This window comes from Streptomyces sp. NPDC001941 (assembly GCF_040296945.1).
In the GTDB taxonomy this organism is placed as follows: Bacteria; Actinomycetota; Actinomycetes; order Streptomycetales; family Streptomycetaceae; genus Streptomyces.
In genome coordinates this window covers 1-15,235 of record NZ_JBEOYE010000058.1, presented here as the reverse complement: position 1 = coordinate 15,235, position 15,235 = coordinate 1, and the positions used below count along the sequence as shown (strand labels likewise).

Here is a 15,235-nt window from a genome sequence, read left to right as displayed (position 1 = left end):
GCTAACGAAGCGCTGCCGGAGGTGTCAGCGGCAACTCCCCTCCCGCTGCTGCGCCTTCGTCTCGCCCCGGGCCACCGCGGCGTCCAGCACGGGTCCGGTGGGCAGCATGTCGAGCAGCCGGGAGGGCACCGCTTGGGCGCGGCCGCCCTTCAGGCCGAGCCGTTCCAGCGAAGTGGCGTCGGGCAGGCGGTACTTCACCCCCACGTCGGTGACCAGGTACGTCGTGGTTCCGATCGGCGACCCGCCCGCGCCCAGGGCCTGGACGAGCGCGCCGCCGCCGGGGCGCACGGACAGCGCGTCGACCGCCAGGCAGGCGGGGGCGGTGTCCTGGCCGGACACGGGTGGGGGCAGGGGGGCGCCCGACGGGCCGAGGGTGACGCTCACGCGCGGGGTCGTCCCCTCGGGCTGGAGGCGCGCGCAGAGCGAGGTCGCTGCTCCCGGGTCACGCACCGCGGGCACCCGGGTGGGCCAGCCGTCCGGGTCCGCTACCGAGGTCTTGGCCTGATGCTGCGTCAACTGTGCCGCGCTGAGGGGCAGTACGCCGGTTGTGCGGCCCGGGTAGGCGAGCTTCGCCGTACGGTCGTCGCCCAGCACCAGGGCCGCCGTGAGGACGCTGACCGGCCGGAGGCCGTCGCGTTCGAGCAGGTAGTGCTGGCGCGTAGCGCCGGGTGAGGTCAGGGCGTACACCTGGCCGGTGCGGCTGGGGCCGCTGCCCAGCGCCGGGCCGGCCGTTCCGCGGCCCGCCACCTCGGGGGCCGCGAGGTCGGTCCCCGCCGGGACGCCGTCCAGGAACGCCGCGGACACCGGGAGCACCGGCGCCCCCGCGTACCCCAGCGCCTGGAGGGCTCCGTGGCCGCCCAGGCGGAGCCGGTGGTCGCCCCACAGCAGGAAGCGCGTGCCGTCCGGGGAGCGCACCATCACCGCCTGCCCCGCGCCCAGGGCCCGGCCATCTGACGCGGGTCCGACGCGGAGCGAGGTCACCGGCAGCCGTTCGGAACCGTCCGCCCCGGTCCGCCGTGGTTCTTCGGCGCACACGGTCCAGGGGCCCTGCTCCAGGTCGGCGGGGCCCGGCAGGGCGTCCGGGGCTCCGGGGATGCCGACCGGGGGGCCGTGCCGTTCGCCGGTGAGCGAGGCCGCCGAGACCTGGACCGGCGTGAGCCGGTCGGCGGCGATGAGCTTGGCGGAGGCGTAGTTGCGGATCGGGCGCAGGACTCCGCCCAGGTACAGGTACCGGGTGCCGGTGTCCTTCTGGACGATCAGGGCGGAGTCCTGGCGCCACGTCTTCGTGCCGGCCGGGGAGATCATGCCGAAGAGCAGGAACCCGACGACGAGCACCACCCCGGCCACGGCGCCCCACACCATGCCCCGGTTCGTCCGGCCCACCGGTGACTCCGGCGCGTCCGGGTCGGCCCGGAGCATGCCGCTGGTCAGGCGGCCCATCACGAACATGTGGGCCTGCACCTGGTCGCGTCTCGACTGCATCGTGCCGCCCCCCTATCCGCTGATGCCGCGGAGCGTGGCGTACACGCCGAGCACCCACAGGGACAGGGGCAGCAGCGCGACGGCGCACAGCGTGTGCAGGACGTCGGCGCCCCTGCCCCAGTACGGCAGCAGGCGGCGCCCCGGCACCGTCCAGGAGGCGATCGCGGTCGAGGCGGCGAGGGCCAGCAGTACCGCGAGCAGCGCCGGGCGCCGTTGCGCGTCCATGGTGGTGGCCAGCTGCACGGCCATCAGCACCAGGCCGTACAGGCCCGGCGCGAGCACGGCGGGCCGCTGCCAGGCGTGGCCCACGCCCCGTGCGTGCAACAGCAGCAGCACGCTCAGTACGGCAGCGGTGACCAGGGCGGGCGTGCCCGGCCGGCCGGCGACCAGGACGGTCACCAGTGCCGTGCACACCAGTCCCGTGGCCGCGTACAGCGCCGTCATCCACTCCTCGGCGAGCGCCGTGCGGTCCACGACCTGCTGGTGGGGGTGGGGTTCGATGCCCTCCTGCAACTGTTCGGCGTTCGTCGGCAGTGCCGGCAGCCGCAGGCCCGAGAGGCGGAACGAGATGCCGGGCACGAGTCCGCCGAACAGCACCGCCGCCACCGCGACGACGCTCGCCGCATGCCCCGCGGACACGTCGAGGAGCATCATCAGGCCTCCCCACAGCACTCCCGCCACCGCGACGACCGCGGCACCGGCCAGCAGGGGTACGAAGGCGGCCACCGCCGCCACCGCGAGCACGGCGCCTCCCGCGCCGGCCGCCGAACCGGCGAGGAGCCGCGCGCCCGTGAGCTGCGGCCCCGGCACGCCCTGCGGCAGCAGCGCCCCGGCCAGGGCCAGGTACGGGGGTACGAGCGCGCCGAGCGCGGCGCCCGCCGCGGAGTCGCCCACCGCACGGCTGGCCGCGACCGCCCCGCACAGGACGAGCACCGCGGTGGCCGCGGCGGCCGCCGCCCGCAGCGTCGACGCCCCGCCGGTCAGCGAGAGCACGACCAGGCCGGCCGCGAGGAACGCCACCGTCGCGGCGCGCAGCAACCAGCGGCTGGTGCGCTCGGCCCATCCGTGCGGGCGGGTCCGCATGGTGGTGGCGACCGCGTCAACCAGGTCATCGAAGTGCAGCGGCGGCAACGCCTGGGAGCGCGGTCTCAGGTGCAGGGTCTCGCCGTCGCGCAGGGCCAGGTCCTCCAGCGTGGACTCCGCGTCCAGCGGTTCCTCGCCCAGGCGTTGCAGCACCCATCCGTCGTGCTCGATGCCTTCCTCGGCCAGTCCGCCGCCCGCGTGGTCGAGCAGGGTGGGGAGCAGGTCGGCGACCGGTACGTCGGCGGGGACGGCGAGTTCGACGAGCCGTCGGGGGGTGCGGACGGCGAGGCGGCACAGTCCGGATGTCGATACGTCAGTCATGGCGTGGGGCCAGCACCTCTTTGCCGGGAGCGGGACGCCGCAGTTGAGCACGGGTGACTAACGTCGGACTGCCGTCCGGCCCTTAGCGCCCTCTGGTACGCATGTGGCGCCGCGCCGCAGCGAGCGACGCACCCCCCTTTCCGTACCTGCCGAGGAGCCCGTTTGAGTACGGTCCTGTTCCGCCGTCCCGCCCGCCGCCGCGGCCCCGACATGCCGGACGGCGAGCTGAGCCTGCAGGAACCGCCGTCGCTGCCCGAGGCGGAGCCGAACTCCTCGGCGGTGTGGATGTACCTGCCGATGGGCCTGACTTCGCTGGCGATGCTGATGATGTTCATCAGGCCAGGCCAGGTCAGCGCGTTCAGCTACTTCGCCATCGGGATGATGCTGCTGTCGTCGGTGGCCATGGTCGTCGGGCAGTTCCTGCGCAGCGCGGGAGAGCGCAAGCGCAAGCTGAAGGGCGAGCGCCGCGACTACCTGCGCTACCTGGCCCAGACCCGGCGCAGGATCCGGCACACGGTGGTCGGCCAGCAGAAGGCGCTCGCCTGGCGGCATCCGGAGCCGTCCGCGCTGTGGGCGCTGGCGGGCACCAGCCGCCAGTGGGAACGGCGCGCCGCCGACGAGGACTTCGCCGAGGTGCGCGTCGCACTGGGCGACCAGAAGCTCGGCACCCGGCTCGCCCCGCTGTCCACCAAGCCCGTCGAGGACCTGGAGCCGTTGTCCGCGCACGCCCTGCGCAGCTTCATCCGCGCCTACGGCACCGTCCCCGGCCAGCCCATCGCCCTGTACCTGCGCGCCTGGTCGAAGGTGCTGGTGCGGGGCGAGGGGGAGGCGGAGGACGAGGTGCGGGCGATGGTGCGCGCGCTCCTCGCCCAGCTCGTCGCGTTCCACGCGCCGGAGGAGCTGTGCGTCGCGCTCTGCGTGGCGGACGAGCGGCGCCCGGCGTGGGAGTGGGTGAAGTGGCTGCCGCACGCCCAGCACGCCTACCAGCGCGACGGTGCGGGCGCGGCCCGTACCGTCGCCACCGGACTGGTGGAGCTGGAGGAGTTGCTCGGCGCGGACTTCACCGAGCGCCCGGCGTTCGATCCGGAGACGGCGGCGAGCCGCGAGGAGCCCTTCACGGTGATCGTGCTGGACGGCGGCACGGTCCCCGCCGGCCACCGGCTCTGCGGCTCCGGCTACCGCAACACCGTGCTGGTCGACCTGTCCGGGGCCTGCGCCTGGAAGCCGGCGCGCGGCACGCTGCGCCTGCGTGTGGACGCCGAGGGGCTGCACCTGGTGCGGACCGACCGCGACCGCAAGGAGCAGTCGCAACTGCTCGGCCGGCCGGACGCGTTGGGGCCCGTGGCCGCGCGATCCCTGGCCGCGCGCCTGTCTCCGTACCGCCTGGGCGGCGGCTCGGTCTCCGCCGAGCCCTTCGCCACCGACACCGAGCTGACCTCCCTGCTGGGCATACCTGACCTGCGCCGGCACGTCCCCGCCAAGCTCTTCGGCCGACCGCTGGAGGGCCGGGACCGGCTGCGGGTGCCCATCGCGGTCGGCGAGGACGGCAGGCCCGTCGAACTCGACATCAAGGAGTCCGCGCAGGGCGGCATGGGGCCCCACGGCATGCTCATCGGCGCCACCGGGTCGGGCAAGTCCGAGCTGTTGCGCACCCTGGTGCTCGGCCTGGCCCTCACCCACTCCTCCGAGACGCTCAACCTCGTGCTCGTCGACTTCAAGGGCGGCGCGACCTTCCTCGGCATGGACGGGCTGCCGCACACCTCCGCCGTCATCACCAACCTCGCCGACGAGATCCCGCTGGTCGCCCGGATGCAGGACGCCCTGCACGGCGAACTGATGCGGCGCCAGGAGCTGTTGCGGCGCGCGGGCACCTACTCCTCGGTCCTGGAGTACGAGAAGGCGCGCGCGGCGGGGGCCGCGCTGGATCCGCTGCCGTCCCTGTTCGTCGTCGTCGACGAGTTCTCCGAACTCCTCTCCGCCCACCGGGACTTCATGGACCTGTTCGTGATGATCGGCCGGCTGGGCCGCTCGCTCGGCGTCCACCTGCTCCTGGCCTCGCAGCGGCTGGAGGAGGGCCGCATGCACCAGCTGGAGTCCCACCTGTCGTACCGCATCGGGCTGCGCACGTTCTCCGCCATGGAGTCGCGCGGCGTCCTCGGCGTGCCCGACGCGTACCACCTGCCGCCCACGCCCGGCAGCGGGTACCTCAAGAGTGGCGTCGAGGCGCTCACCCGGTTCCGTGCCGCGTACGTCTCCGGCACGTACAAGGTCAAGCGGGGCGGCGTCCGGCAGGCGCAGATCGCCCGCCAGGTAGTCCCCTGGAGCACCGGCTGGATCGTCCCGCGCACCCTGCCTTCGGCTCCTGACCCCGTCGTTCCCGAGGCCGAGGAGGACGAGACGCTCCTCGCCCTCGCCCTGGACCGGTTGCGCGACAGCGGCCCGCCCGCCCACCGGGTCTGGCTGCCGCCGCTGGACCGTGCCCCGGCGCTGGACGCGCTCCTGCCGCCGCTCGCCGCGGACCCGGTCCTGGGCCTGACCACGGCCGACGCGCCCGACCGCGGGCGGCTGCGGGTGCCCGTCGGCATCGTCGACAAGCCCTTCGAGCAGCTGCGCGAGCCCCTCACCGTCGACTTCACCGGCGCGGGCGGCCACCTCGCCGTCGCGGGCGGACCGCAGAGCGGCAAGTCGACCGTGCTGCGTACGCTCATCACGGCCCTGGCCCTCACCCACACGCCCCGCGAAGTGCAGTTCTACTGCCTGGACTTCGGCGGCGGCGCGCTCCTCGGACTGGCCGGCCTGCCGCACGTCGGCGGCGTCGCGGGACGCCTGGACACCGAGAAGGTCTCCCGCACCCTCGCCGAGGTCACCACCCTGCTGGACCGCCGCGAGGCCTTCTTCCAGGAGGAGTCCATCGACTCCATGGCCACCTACCGCAAGCGGCGCGCCGCCGGACTCCATGCGGACGAGCCCTTCGGTGACGTCTTCCTGGTCGTGGACGGCTGGTCGACGGTCCGCAGCGACATGTTCGACGACATGGCCGTCTTCAACGGCCTGGCCACCCGCGGCCTCAACTACGGCGTCCACCTGGTGATCAGCACGGCCCGCTGGCTGGACCTCTCCGGAGGGCTGCGCGACCAGATCGGCAACCGCCTCGAACTGCGCATGGGCGACCCGATGGACTCCGCCGTCGACACCCGCAAGGCCGCCACCGTGCCCGTCAGGCCCGGGCGCGGCCTGAGCGCCGACAAGCTGCACTTCCTGACGGCACTGCCACGCATCGACGGGGTCGAGGACGCCGACGACCTCGGTGAGGCGCTCGCCGACCTCGTCGCCAGGGTCGCCGCGCACTGGGAGGCGCCCGCCGCACCCCCGGTGCGGATGCTGCCCACCCGCTTCGACGCCGCCGAACTCCCGTCCACCGACAGCCCGTTGCGCATCCCCCTGGGCCTGGACGAGGCCGCGCTGGCACCCGTCGCGCACGACTTCGCGCAGAGCCCCCACCTGCTGCTCGTCGGTGACACCGAGAGCGGCAAGACCAGCGCCCTGCGGCTGCTGGCCCAGCAGATCGTGGCCCAGCACACGCCCGAGCAGGCCCGTGTCCTGGTCGTGGACTACCGGCGCGAACTGGTCGAGGCCGTCCCTCCGGAGTACCGCCTCGGCCACGCCGTCGCCGCCGGTCCGCTGCGCGAGCTCGTGGACGGCGTGGCCCGGGCGATGGAGGTGCGCACCCCGGGCGAGGAGATCTCACCGGCCCGGATGCGCCGGGCCGACTGGTGGAGCGGTCCACGGCTGTTCGTCCTCGTCGACGACTACGACATGGTCGGATCACCCTTCGAAGGGCCCTTCGACCCGCTGATCCCGCACCTGCCCCTCGGGTACGAGATAGGCCTCCACGTGGTCCTGGCCCGCGCGGCCACCGGCGCGTCCCGGCAGGACCCGTTGACCCGCAAGCTCCAGGAGGTCAACTCCGCCGGGCTGCTGATGTCCTGCCCGCCCTCGGAGGGCTTCGTCTTCGACGGGGTGCGCCCGCGGATCCTTCCGCCGGGCCGCGCGATGCGGGTCTCCCGGCGCAAGGCCGCGCTGATGCAGCTCGCACTGCCCGCGCGGACCGGTGAGGACGACCCGGAGGCGGCGTCGTAGGACGCGGTACGGGGCGGGGCCCGGGCGTGCTGCCCGGGCCCCGCCCCGTACCCGCGGTCGCACCGGTTCCGCTCAGGCGGCGTCCGGCCCGTCGCCCCCGAAGCGGCCCGGCCGCCAGTCACGGCGCAGTCCGCGCGGCACCACCACCGCCAGGAAGCCCGCCAGCAGCGCCGTCCCGGCCGCGGCCGCCGCCACGGCCACCGCCGTGCCCCGAGCCGCTTCCCCGTCGTCGGCCGGGCGCAGTCGCACCGCGGCCGGCTCCACGCCGGTGGCACGTACGGTCACCGCGGCGGCGCCCGCGACCGCGCCGTAGGCGTCGAGGGCGGGCAGGTCGCCCGGATAGGCCGTGCGCAGCAGGCGCTCGCGCACCTGCGCCGCGCTGAGCCCGGGGTGGTAGGCGCGCACGAGTGCCGCGGCACCACCGGTCACGGCCGCCGCCAGCGACGAGCCGGACCCGGTCCACTTGCCGTCCCCCACCGGACCGGGCCCCACCAGCGCGCCACCGGGCGCGGACAGGTCGGCCCGGGTGAACCGGGGCGCGTCACCGGGGCGGCCGCCGTCGGGCCCGGTGTCCACGACGGCCAGGACCCCCGGCGGCGGAGCGGGCTCGGGCGGCACCCCGGCGCCGCCCGCGGGCACGCTGTCGGCCGCGGCCGGGACGACGACGAGGGCGTCGGCCTCCACGGCGGCGGCCAGGGCCGAGCGGACCCGGGCGTCCGCCCCGTCGAGCGGGGCGCCGGCCACGATGACGCCCGCACCCGCCAGGGCCGCCTGCCGGATTCCCTCGGCCATGCGGACCGGGTCCGGCTCGCCCCTGTCTCCCGTACCCCGCACGGCCAGCACTTCGGCCAGCGGCGCGACGCCGGAGAAGCCCTGCCCCGGCACGGCCGCGCCGGCGGCGATGCCGGCGAGGAACGTACCGCGCCCCACGCAGTCGTCGTCGGCCCCGCCCACGGCACGCACCCGGCCCTTCAGGACGGCGGGGGCGTCGCTGACTCCGGTGCCGACCACCGCGAGCGTCACACCGCGCCCCCGCGACAGCAGCCACACCTGGTCGAGGCCGAGCGCGTGCCGCGTCCACGGCGCTTCGGCAAGGGGACGACCGGGGAAGGACGTGCACTTCTGGTCGGGCGCCAGGCGTTCGGGCATGCCCGGGAGCGTGACCCGCGGATCGGGTCCGGCGGCGGCGTGGGCGGGCACCGCGGTGGCCACGACGAGCGCGGCGGCGCACAGGAACAACGGGGAACGGCGGCGCATGGGTTGGCGCACCTCGCTTCGGGCGTGGTCGGCAGCCGGCGCGCACCGCGCCCCGGCCGTGTGGGGTGGGTGGCGCCGGGGCTCAGGACGCCAGGTCCTCGGGCAGCAGCAGCCGCAGGTCGTCCAGGCTGGGCGCGGCGATCGTGCTGAGCCGGCCCGCCTGACGGGTCATCATCCGCTCCAGCGTGCGGCGCGCCAAGCGCGCGTTGCCGAACGTGCGCCCGCGCGGAAGCGCGTCGAAGTGCGCGTGCAGCACGTCGGCGGTCTCCGGCGCGCACTCGTAGCCGGAGTCGACGGCGTGCCGGCGCACGATGGTCACCAGCTCGGCCGACGAGTAGTCGGTGAACTCGATGTGCCGCGTGAAGCGGGATTCCAGGCCCGGGTTGGACGCCAGGAAGCGGGTCATCTGCTCGGTGTATCCGGCCACGATCACCACGACCTCGTCGCGGTGGTCCTCCATCAGCTTCAGGAGCGTGTCCACCGCCTCCTGCCCGAAGTCGGACGACGTGCCGCCGTGGTCGGGCGTGAGCGTGTACGCCTCGTCCACGAACAGCACTCCGCCCAGGGCCCGCTCGAAGACCTGCTTGGTCAACTGCGCGGTGTGGCCGACGTAGCGGCCCACGAGGTCCGCGCGCGCCACTTCCACCAGCTGTCCCCGCGGCAGGACGCCCAGCGAGGCGAGCAGCTCCCCGTAGAGCCGGGCCACGGTCGTCTTGCCGGTTCCGGGCGGGCCGGAGAAGACCAGGTGGTTGCTCAGCCGGGGCGCGGGCAGGCCCGCCTCGGCCCTGCGGCGGGCCGCCGCGAGCAGGTTGACCAGGTCCCCCACCTCCCGCTTGACCCCGGCGAGACCGACCAGTCCCGCAAGGCGTGCCATCGGGTCCCCGGCGCTCGCGTCGGCGGCGGGGGCCGCTTGCGCGCCCGCGTCCTCGGCGAGCAGCAGCGCCAGGTCGCGCTCGTCCACGTCGGTGGCCGTGCCCAGCCGCGAGGCCTGGCGGTCGACCATCTCCTCGAACACCTTGCGGGCGGTCCGGCCGTTGCCGAACACCGCGTCGCGCGGGATCGCCTCGAAGCGGGCGTGCAGGGCGGTGCGGGCGCCGGGATCCAGCTCGTAGCGGTGCCCGGTGCACATCAGCTCGACGATCGTGACCAGTTCCTCGGACGTGTAGTCGGTGAACTCCACGGTCCGGGTGAAGCGGGACGCCAGGCCCGGGTTGGAGTCGAGGAAGCCGTCCATCTCGGCCGGGTACCCTGCGGCGATCACCACCACGTCGTCCCGGTGGTCCTCCATCAGCTTGACCAGGGTGTCGATGGCCTCGCGCCCGAAGTCGGCGCCCGAACCACCGCTGTCCGAAACCAGCGTGTACGCCTCGTCGACGAACAGCACCCCGCCCAGGGCCCTGGTGAACGCCTCCGTGGTCTTGATGGCCGTCCCGCCGACGATCTGGGCCACCAGGTCCGCGCGCGCCACCTCGACCAGATGGCCCGAGCGCAGCGCACCGAGCTGGGCCAGGATCGCGCCGTAGAGGCGCGCCACGGTCGTCTTGCCGGTTCCGGGCGGCCCGGCGAAGACCAGGTGCCTACTGGTCGGCGGTGCGGGCATGCCGAGGCTGGCGCGCCGTTGGGCGAGCCGGTTGAGGTTGATCAGGGTGAGCACCTGCTGCTTGACGTCGTCGAGGCCGATCAGCGAGCGCAGTTCGCCGAGCGGACCACTGTCCGGGTCCGTCTCCGACCCGGGCGGCGGTACGCTGCCCGCGCTGTCGCCCCACGCGTCCTGCACGCCGTTGCCGCTGCTGGTCAGCCCGTCCACGGTGATCCGGTCCCCGGCCACCGTCTGGCGCAGTCCGCTGCCGCGGTTGTCGCGCACGACGCACCCGCTGAGCGATACGGGGCCGGTCCCCTCCACCCGTACGCCGTCCCCTCCCGAACCCGCGACCTCGCACGCGCTCAGCGCGGCCCTCGCGCCGGGCCGCACCAGGACGCCGTGCTCGGCCGCGCCCGTCACCTTCGCACGGGCGGCCGACAACTCACCGCCGTCCTCGACCCGGACGCCGCAACCGCCCGCCCCTTCCACGGCCGTGTCGCGGAGCGTGAGGGCACCCAGGGAGCCGACGACGGCGGCCGCCTGCGCCGTGGACCGCAGGCGTCCGCCCGCCACGTACAGCGAGCCGTGCCCCGACACGTGCACCGCCGAGCCGCCGCTGTCGTCCACGACGCAGTCCTCCAGGCGACCCCGGCCGTCCTTGGCTGCTTCCACTCCGTGCCCGCCGCTGCGCGCCACGGTCGACCGGCGCACCAGCGGCTCGGCACCCGAACGGATGACCATCCCGCCCTCCTCGGCGCCGAGCACCTCGAGACGGTCGAACTCCGGGGCGGCGTCCTCGTCGAGGAGGACGCCGACGGCCCGCGCGTCCCGGACGACGATGCGCGACAGGCTGGGGGACGCGTAGTCCGTGACCCGCACGCCCGCCTCCCGTGACCCCGCGAACTCGCACTCCGTGTAGGAGCCCCGGCTCCGCTCGGTCACCAACAGACCGTGCCCACCGGTGCGTTCGCTCCGACAGCGGGTCAGTTCAGGAGCGCTGCCCGCGCCGACCACGAACCCGTGTCCACCGGTCTCCACGACCGTGACCTCGGACAGCACGGTGGTCCGGGTGCTGTGCACGAACACGCCCACCAGCGACTCGCGCACCGTGCCGCGCGCGAAGGACAAGGTGCTGTCCTCCTCCACGGCCACGCCGGGCTTGTCGGCACCGGAGATCTCGCAGTCCTCCAGGCTCACCGCGGCCCTGCCGTTGGCCAGCACCCCGTTGCCGCGCGCGTTGCGCAACCGGCTGCCCCGCACCGTCAGCCGGCCGTCCTCGCCGACCACCACCGCCGAGGTACCCAGGTGCTCGACGACGCAGTCCTCCACGAAGCTCTCCGCGGGAGACGTCGAGACCAGGCCCGCCCCGGCGGTGTTGGTGATCCTGCACTCGCGCAGCGCCAGCGAGCCGGTGCCGCGCGCGAACAGCGCCGCCCAGGCCGACCCGTGCACGTCACACCGGTCCATGGCGACCTGGCCGCGCGGCGCGTCGACCACCGGAAGCTCGTCGTCGTGCCCCCGCAGCACCAGGTCGCTGACCATGAGCGCGTCTCCCGTGAAGGTCAGTGCGACACCGCGGCGCGGGGCCACCTCCACCGTTCCGCGGCCCTCCGACGCGACGAGCGTGAGCGCGACGGAGACGCTCAGGGCCTCCTCGTACCGGCCCGGGGCGATGCTGACGACGGCACCGGTACGCGCGCGGGCTACGGCCTCCGCGATGGTGCGGCAGTCGCCTGTGCCGTCGGCGTCGACGGTGAGCAGTTGGCGTGACACGTGGCAGACCTCCCGGCCCCTGGCCTCGCGGAGAGTGCGGCAGGGCCCGCGGCGAGTGGGTTGCGGGTTGGAGGAGGGACGCTAGCAACCGCCGCTAACCACGCGGACGTTAGCGGGACGTGAGCACGACGTCAGCAGGGGGTGCCAGCCTGCGCACCAGGGCCGCGCCGACCCCGAGCGTCGCCGGCCGACACGCGAAGCACCCAGGGAAAGCAGGACGTACGGCATGAAGAAGGCCCAGGCACTCCTCGTCACGGCCGCGGTGGCCACCGGGCTCGTGGCCGCCACCGCTCCCGCGCGGGCCGCCTCCACGTGCAGGGCCGACGGGGCGGGCGTGTACGTCTGCGCGTACGGCATCACCGAGCACAAGCGGCCGTACGGCGAGAAGGAGCAGTTCGTCGTCGGCGCCGACTACGCGGTGTGGACGCGTTGGACCTCCGGCGGGACCTGGAGCAGTTGGAAGTCCCTGGGCGGCGTGGCGCGCAGCAAGGTGGACGTCGGTGACAGCGGCCTGTCCTGGGGGGACGCGATGGACACCGTGATCTACGTCATCGGCACCGACGGGGCCCAGTGGACCAGCAACCGCCCGGGCCTGAACAAGGCCTGGACCCCGTGGCGGAAGCTGGACCAGGGCGGCCCCGAGTAGGACGAAGGGGCGGCCCGGCCCTGAGGTGACGCCCTCGCGGGTCGGGGTGGACGGCTTGTGCGGCGGTCCCTTCGTCCAGGTCGGGGGTCAGTGGTTGTTCTTCCAGAAGGCGGTGTTGTGGTCGGTTGTGAAGTCGGCGCGCTTCCAGGTGGTTGAGGACAGGGTCTGGACGTAGCCGTTGCCGGTACGGAAGCGGGGCCAGGCGGTCCTGCCCGTGGCGGCGAAGTCGGTCCAGGTGCGGAGCATGCCGGTGCGGAAGCGGGATTGGTCCGCGGGGACGTCCTTGAACAGCGGCGGGTGGTCGAAGAGGTAGGGCAGCTCGGTCATGTGCGCGGCGTGCTGCTCGAAGCTGGGGGTCGGGAAGCCCTCGAACCAGGGGGTGTCGCGTTCGGAGAACTCGTACATCCGGGTCGGTGTCCACCGGGCCAGGAGCCGGGCGGTCTCCAGGGTCGGTGTGGACCAGGTGGCATCGGTGAGGGCGGCGGCCAGCGCTTCGCCCGCCGAGTCGTACCGGGTGAGCGGGTAGCGGGCGAGGACGGCGTCGGACGTGGCGCCGAACCGTTCCCGGATGGCCGGCTCGTACTCCTCGGGCTTCATGGGCGCGCCGGAGGCGAGTTCCTGGCCGATCACCCTGCCGCGTTCCTCGTCGTGGTTGACGCCGATGAGGACGGGGACCCGGTTGAACCTGCCGGTGCGCAGGGCTTCGGCCGGGGAGAGGGGCATGAGTCCGGTACCGGTGACCGGGCAGGGTTCGTTGTACGGGCCGTAGGCGGCGAGGAGTGCGGAGACGGGCTTGTGGCGCAGGCAGTCCGCGGTGTTGGTCCCGCAGCCCAGGGTCGCGATGACGCGCCGGGCGTCGGCCTCGGCCGCGGCGCGGGTGCGGGATCCGCCGGTGGCGCAGGGGGCGCTCTGGATGACGGCACGCTGGAAGAGGCCGGCGGAGGCGGGTGAGGCGAGGTGGCCGCAGACGCTGTAGCCGCCGCCGGACTGGCCCGCGATCGTGACGTTGTCCGGGTCCCCGCCGAAGGCGGCGGCGTTGGCCTTCACCCAGCGCAGGGCGGCCTGCTGGTCTTCGAGGCCGAGTGCGTCGGCGTCGGGCTGGGAGGGGTCGGTGAGGAAGCCCATGACGCCCAGGCGGTAGTTCACCGTGACGACCACCGCGCCCTGTTCGGCCAGGCTCGCGCCGCCGTACTGGTGGCCGGCGCCGTACATGAGGCTGCCGCCGTGGATCCAGACGATCACCGGTCGCTTCCCGGTCTGCTTGCCGGCCGGGGTGGTGACGTTGAGGTAGAGGCAGTCCTCGTTGTCGTTCGGGAGGCCGATCGGTATCCCCTCGGGCTGGGCGCAGGCCCGGCCGGGGGCCGTCGCGTCCCGTGTTCCGGTCCAGCGCGCGGCGGGCCGCGGGGACTTCCAGCGCAGGGCTCCGACGGGGGGCGCGGCGTAGGGGATGCCTTGGAAGGTGCGGACCTTGCCGTCGGCGTTGCCGCGGACCTTGCCGTTCACGGTGGTGATCACCGTCCGGTCGGCGGTGGTGCCTGCGGGGACGGGGGCGGCATGGGCGAGGGCAGGGGTGGTCAGGGCGAGGCCGAGGCTCGTCGACACGGCGACGGCGGACCACTTCGCAACGGTCTTGGTGTGCGTCATGGCAGGAACAGTAGAGAGATTGACTCGATCGAGCAATACGTTTGTGTAGATCGATCGAGTGAGGCGATCGCGCAAGAAGTGCTAGCGTCCTGCGCATGGGAAACCGCGAAGCCCTCCTGGTCGGCGCGAAAGCGTGTCTGCGGGAGAAGGGGTACGACCGCAGCAGCATCCGGGACATCGCCACCGCCGCCGGGGTGAGCTCGGCCGCGATCGGCTACCACTACGGGTCCCGCGAAGCCCTCCTGAACCAGGCGTTGTTCGAGATCCTCGACGAATGGGGCGACGCCATGGGGCGCGCCCTCGTCCCTGACGCCGACGGCTCCACCGAGCGGGACTTCGCCCGGATGTGGCAGAGCCTGATCGATGACTTCGCCGCCCACCCCGACCTGTGGCTCGCCTCGGTGGAACTGTTCATGCAGGCCCAGCGACAGCCCGGCCTGCGCACCGCCCTCGCCGGCGGTACGGCCCAGGGGCGGCGGGGCATGGCCGCCATCCTGGAGGGGGTGCCCGAGGACCAGGTCCCCGAGCACACCGTGCGAAGCATCGGCAGCGTCCAGCTGGCCCTGATGTCGGGCCTGATGATCCAGCACCTCAGCGACCCGGCCACCGCCCCTACGGCGGAGGAGGTCCTGGTCGGGCTCCGCGCGCTGGCGAAGTTCGCCAACTGAGCCGGCGACCGGTCCTGTCCGGTACCGGACCTTCAACGCACCCGACCGGGCCTGGTACGCGGTCGGCGCCACCGCGGGCTGGCTCGTCCACACCGCACTGCGACGCGACCTGAGTATCGTCCCGCGCGTGCCGCGCCGGTAGCGCTCTTCGGCTGCCCGGAAGGATCGCCGACTACCCGAGCCAGACGATGTTCAGGACCGTCAGGCTGTGCTGGGAACGGTTGATCCAGTAGGTGACGGAGAGCCGGCCGACTGCCGCGTAACGGACGTCCCCGCCTTCGTCGTCGTCGGTGTCGAACTGCGGGTAGCCCCACGGCCGGACGGAGGCCGTGGCGAGGACGTCCCACACGGTGTCCGCCGCGTGCTCGGGCAGCACGTCGAGGACCTTGGCAGCCGGGGCGGAGACGCGGACCGCGTACGGCGACGGCCTCACCGGCGCCGTCGGCGGACCTCCGCCAGGTCGACGGCGTCGCTGTCGTCGTAGCCGGAGGCGACGAACGCGTCGACCGCCGGAGCGTGCGCGATGCGACCCTGCCAGTCCTGGACGACCTCGTAGAGCCCGGCCAGGGAAAACGTCTGGCGGGAATCCTCGAGGGCGGCCGCGTAGTCCCGCTCGAAGGCCGGCACCCACGTCGCCGC

General features: G+C 74.1%; 10 protein-coding genes. 3 read left to right on the top strand and 7 right to left on the bottom strand.

Annotated elements, in window-relative coordinates; translation table 11 throughout:
- Nucleotides 1–24: 24 nt before the first annotated feature.
- Both eccB and eccD read right to left on the bottom strand, forming a co-directional pair.
- Nucleotides 25–1,482 carry a type VII secretion protein EccB gene (gene eccB, locus ABT160_RS31030; RefSeq protein WP_351651249.1) on the bottom strand — a complete coding sequence of 486 codons (1,458 nt, stop codon included), beginning with the start codon at nucleotides 1,480–1,482 and terminating at the stop codon, nucleotides 25–27.
- Between the two features lie 12 nt (nucleotides 1,483–1,494).
- Nucleotides 1,495–2,886 (bottom strand): type VII secretion integral membrane protein EccD, encoded by a 1,392-nt coding sequence (eccD, locus tag ABT160_RS31025; protein ID WP_351651248.1) that lies wholly within the window; start codon nucleotides 2,884–2,886, stop codon nucleotides 1,495–1,497.
- A 162-nt stretch (nucleotides 2,887–3,048) separates the two neighbouring features.
- Here eccD and eccCa point away from each other — a divergent pair, with 162 nt between their 5' ends.
- Entirely contained in the window at nucleotides 3,049–7,026 is a 3,978-nt protein-coding gene (eccCa, locus tag ABT160_RS31020) for a type VII secretion protein EccCa (protein WP_351651247.1), read from the top strand.
- A gap of 72 nt (nucleotides 7,027–7,098) precedes the next feature.
- Here the strand turns inward: eccCa and ABT160_RS31015 are convergent, their stop codons facing one another.
- Complete coding sequence (locus ABT160_RS31015) at nucleotides 7,099–8,283, bottom strand: S8 family serine peptidase (protein ID WP_351651246.1); 1,185 nt, start codon at nucleotides 8,281–8,283, stop codon at nucleotides 7,099–7,101.
- Between the two features lie 82 nt (nucleotides 8,284–8,365).
- Nucleotides 8,366–11,638: a right-handed parallel beta-helix repeat-containing protein gene (locus ABT160_RS31010; protein ID WP_351651245.1), complete on the bottom strand. Its 3,273-nt coding sequence runs from the start codon at nucleotides 11,636–11,638 to the stop codon at nucleotides 8,366–8,368.
- Between the two features lie 226 nt (nucleotides 11,639–11,864).
- Between ABT160_RS31010 and ABT160_RS31005 the strand changes: the two genes are divergently transcribed.
- On the top strand, nucleotides 11,865–12,284 hold the full coding sequence (locus ABT160_RS31005; protein ID WP_351651244.1) for a DUF8189 domain-containing protein: 420 nt from the start codon (nucleotides 11,865–11,867) through the stop codon (nucleotides 12,282–12,284).
- 87 nt (nucleotides 12,285–12,371) lie between these two features.
- Here the strand turns inward: ABT160_RS31005 and ABT160_RS31000 are convergent, their stop codons facing one another.
- Nucleotides 12,372–13,928 (bottom strand): carboxylesterase/lipase family protein, encoded by a 1,557-nt coding sequence (locus ABT160_RS31000; protein ID WP_351651243.1) that lies wholly within the window; start codon nucleotides 13,926–13,928, stop codon nucleotides 12,372–12,374.
- Nucleotides 13,929–14,023: 95 nt separating this feature from the next.
- On the opposite strand from ABT160_RS31000, the gene ABT160_RS30995 reads away from it, so the two are divergent.
- Complete coding sequence (locus ABT160_RS30995) at nucleotides 14,024–14,596, top strand: TetR/AcrR family transcriptional regulator (RefSeq protein WP_351651242.1); 573 nt, start codon at nucleotides 14,024–14,026, stop codon at nucleotides 14,594–14,596.
- 172 nt (nucleotides 14,597–14,768) lie between these two features.
- Here the strand turns inward: ABT160_RS30995 and ABT160_RS30990 are convergent, their stop codons facing one another.
- Together ABT160_RS30990 and ABT160_RS30985 are read right to left on the bottom strand one after the other, a co-directional pair.
- Nucleotides 14,769–15,029, bottom strand: a complete 261-nt coding sequence (locus tag ABT160_RS30990) for a hypothetical protein (protein ID WP_351651241.1) — start codon at nucleotides 15,027–15,029, stop codon at nucleotides 14,769–14,771.
- A partial coding sequence (locus ABT160_RS30985; RefSeq protein ID WP_351651240.1) for a DUF6247 family protein occupies nucleotides 15,026–15,235 on the bottom strand: 210 nt, incomplete at its 5' end. The genes ABT160_RS30990 and ABT160_RS30985, both read right to left, overlap by 4 nt.

Bases quoted from the DNA above. Each gene is read 5' to 3' on its own strand.
- eccB (WP_351651249.1), bottom strand. From the start codon at position 1,482: ATGCAGTCGAGACGCGACCAGGTGCAGGCCCACATGTTCGTGATGGGC.
- eccD (WP_351651248.1), bottom strand. From the start codon at position 2,886: ATGACTGACGTATCGACATCCGGACTGTGCCGCCTCGCCGTCCGCACC.
- ABT160_RS31015 (WP_351651246.1), bottom strand. From the start codon at position 8,283: ATGCGCCGCCGTTCCCCGTTGTTCCTGTGCGCCGCCGCGCTCGTCGTG.
- ABT160_RS31005 (WP_351651244.1), top strand. From the start codon at position 11,865: ATGAAGAAGGCCCAGGCACTCCTCGTCACGGCCGCGGTGGCCACCGGG.
- ABT160_RS31000 (WP_351651243.1), bottom strand. From the start codon at position 13,928: ATGACGCACACCAAGACCGTTGCGAAGTGGTCCGCCGTCGCCGTGTCG.
- ABT160_RS30995 (WP_351651242.1), top strand. From the start codon at position 14,024: ATGGGAAACCGCGAAGCCCTCCTGGTCGGCGCGAAAGCGTGTCTGCGG.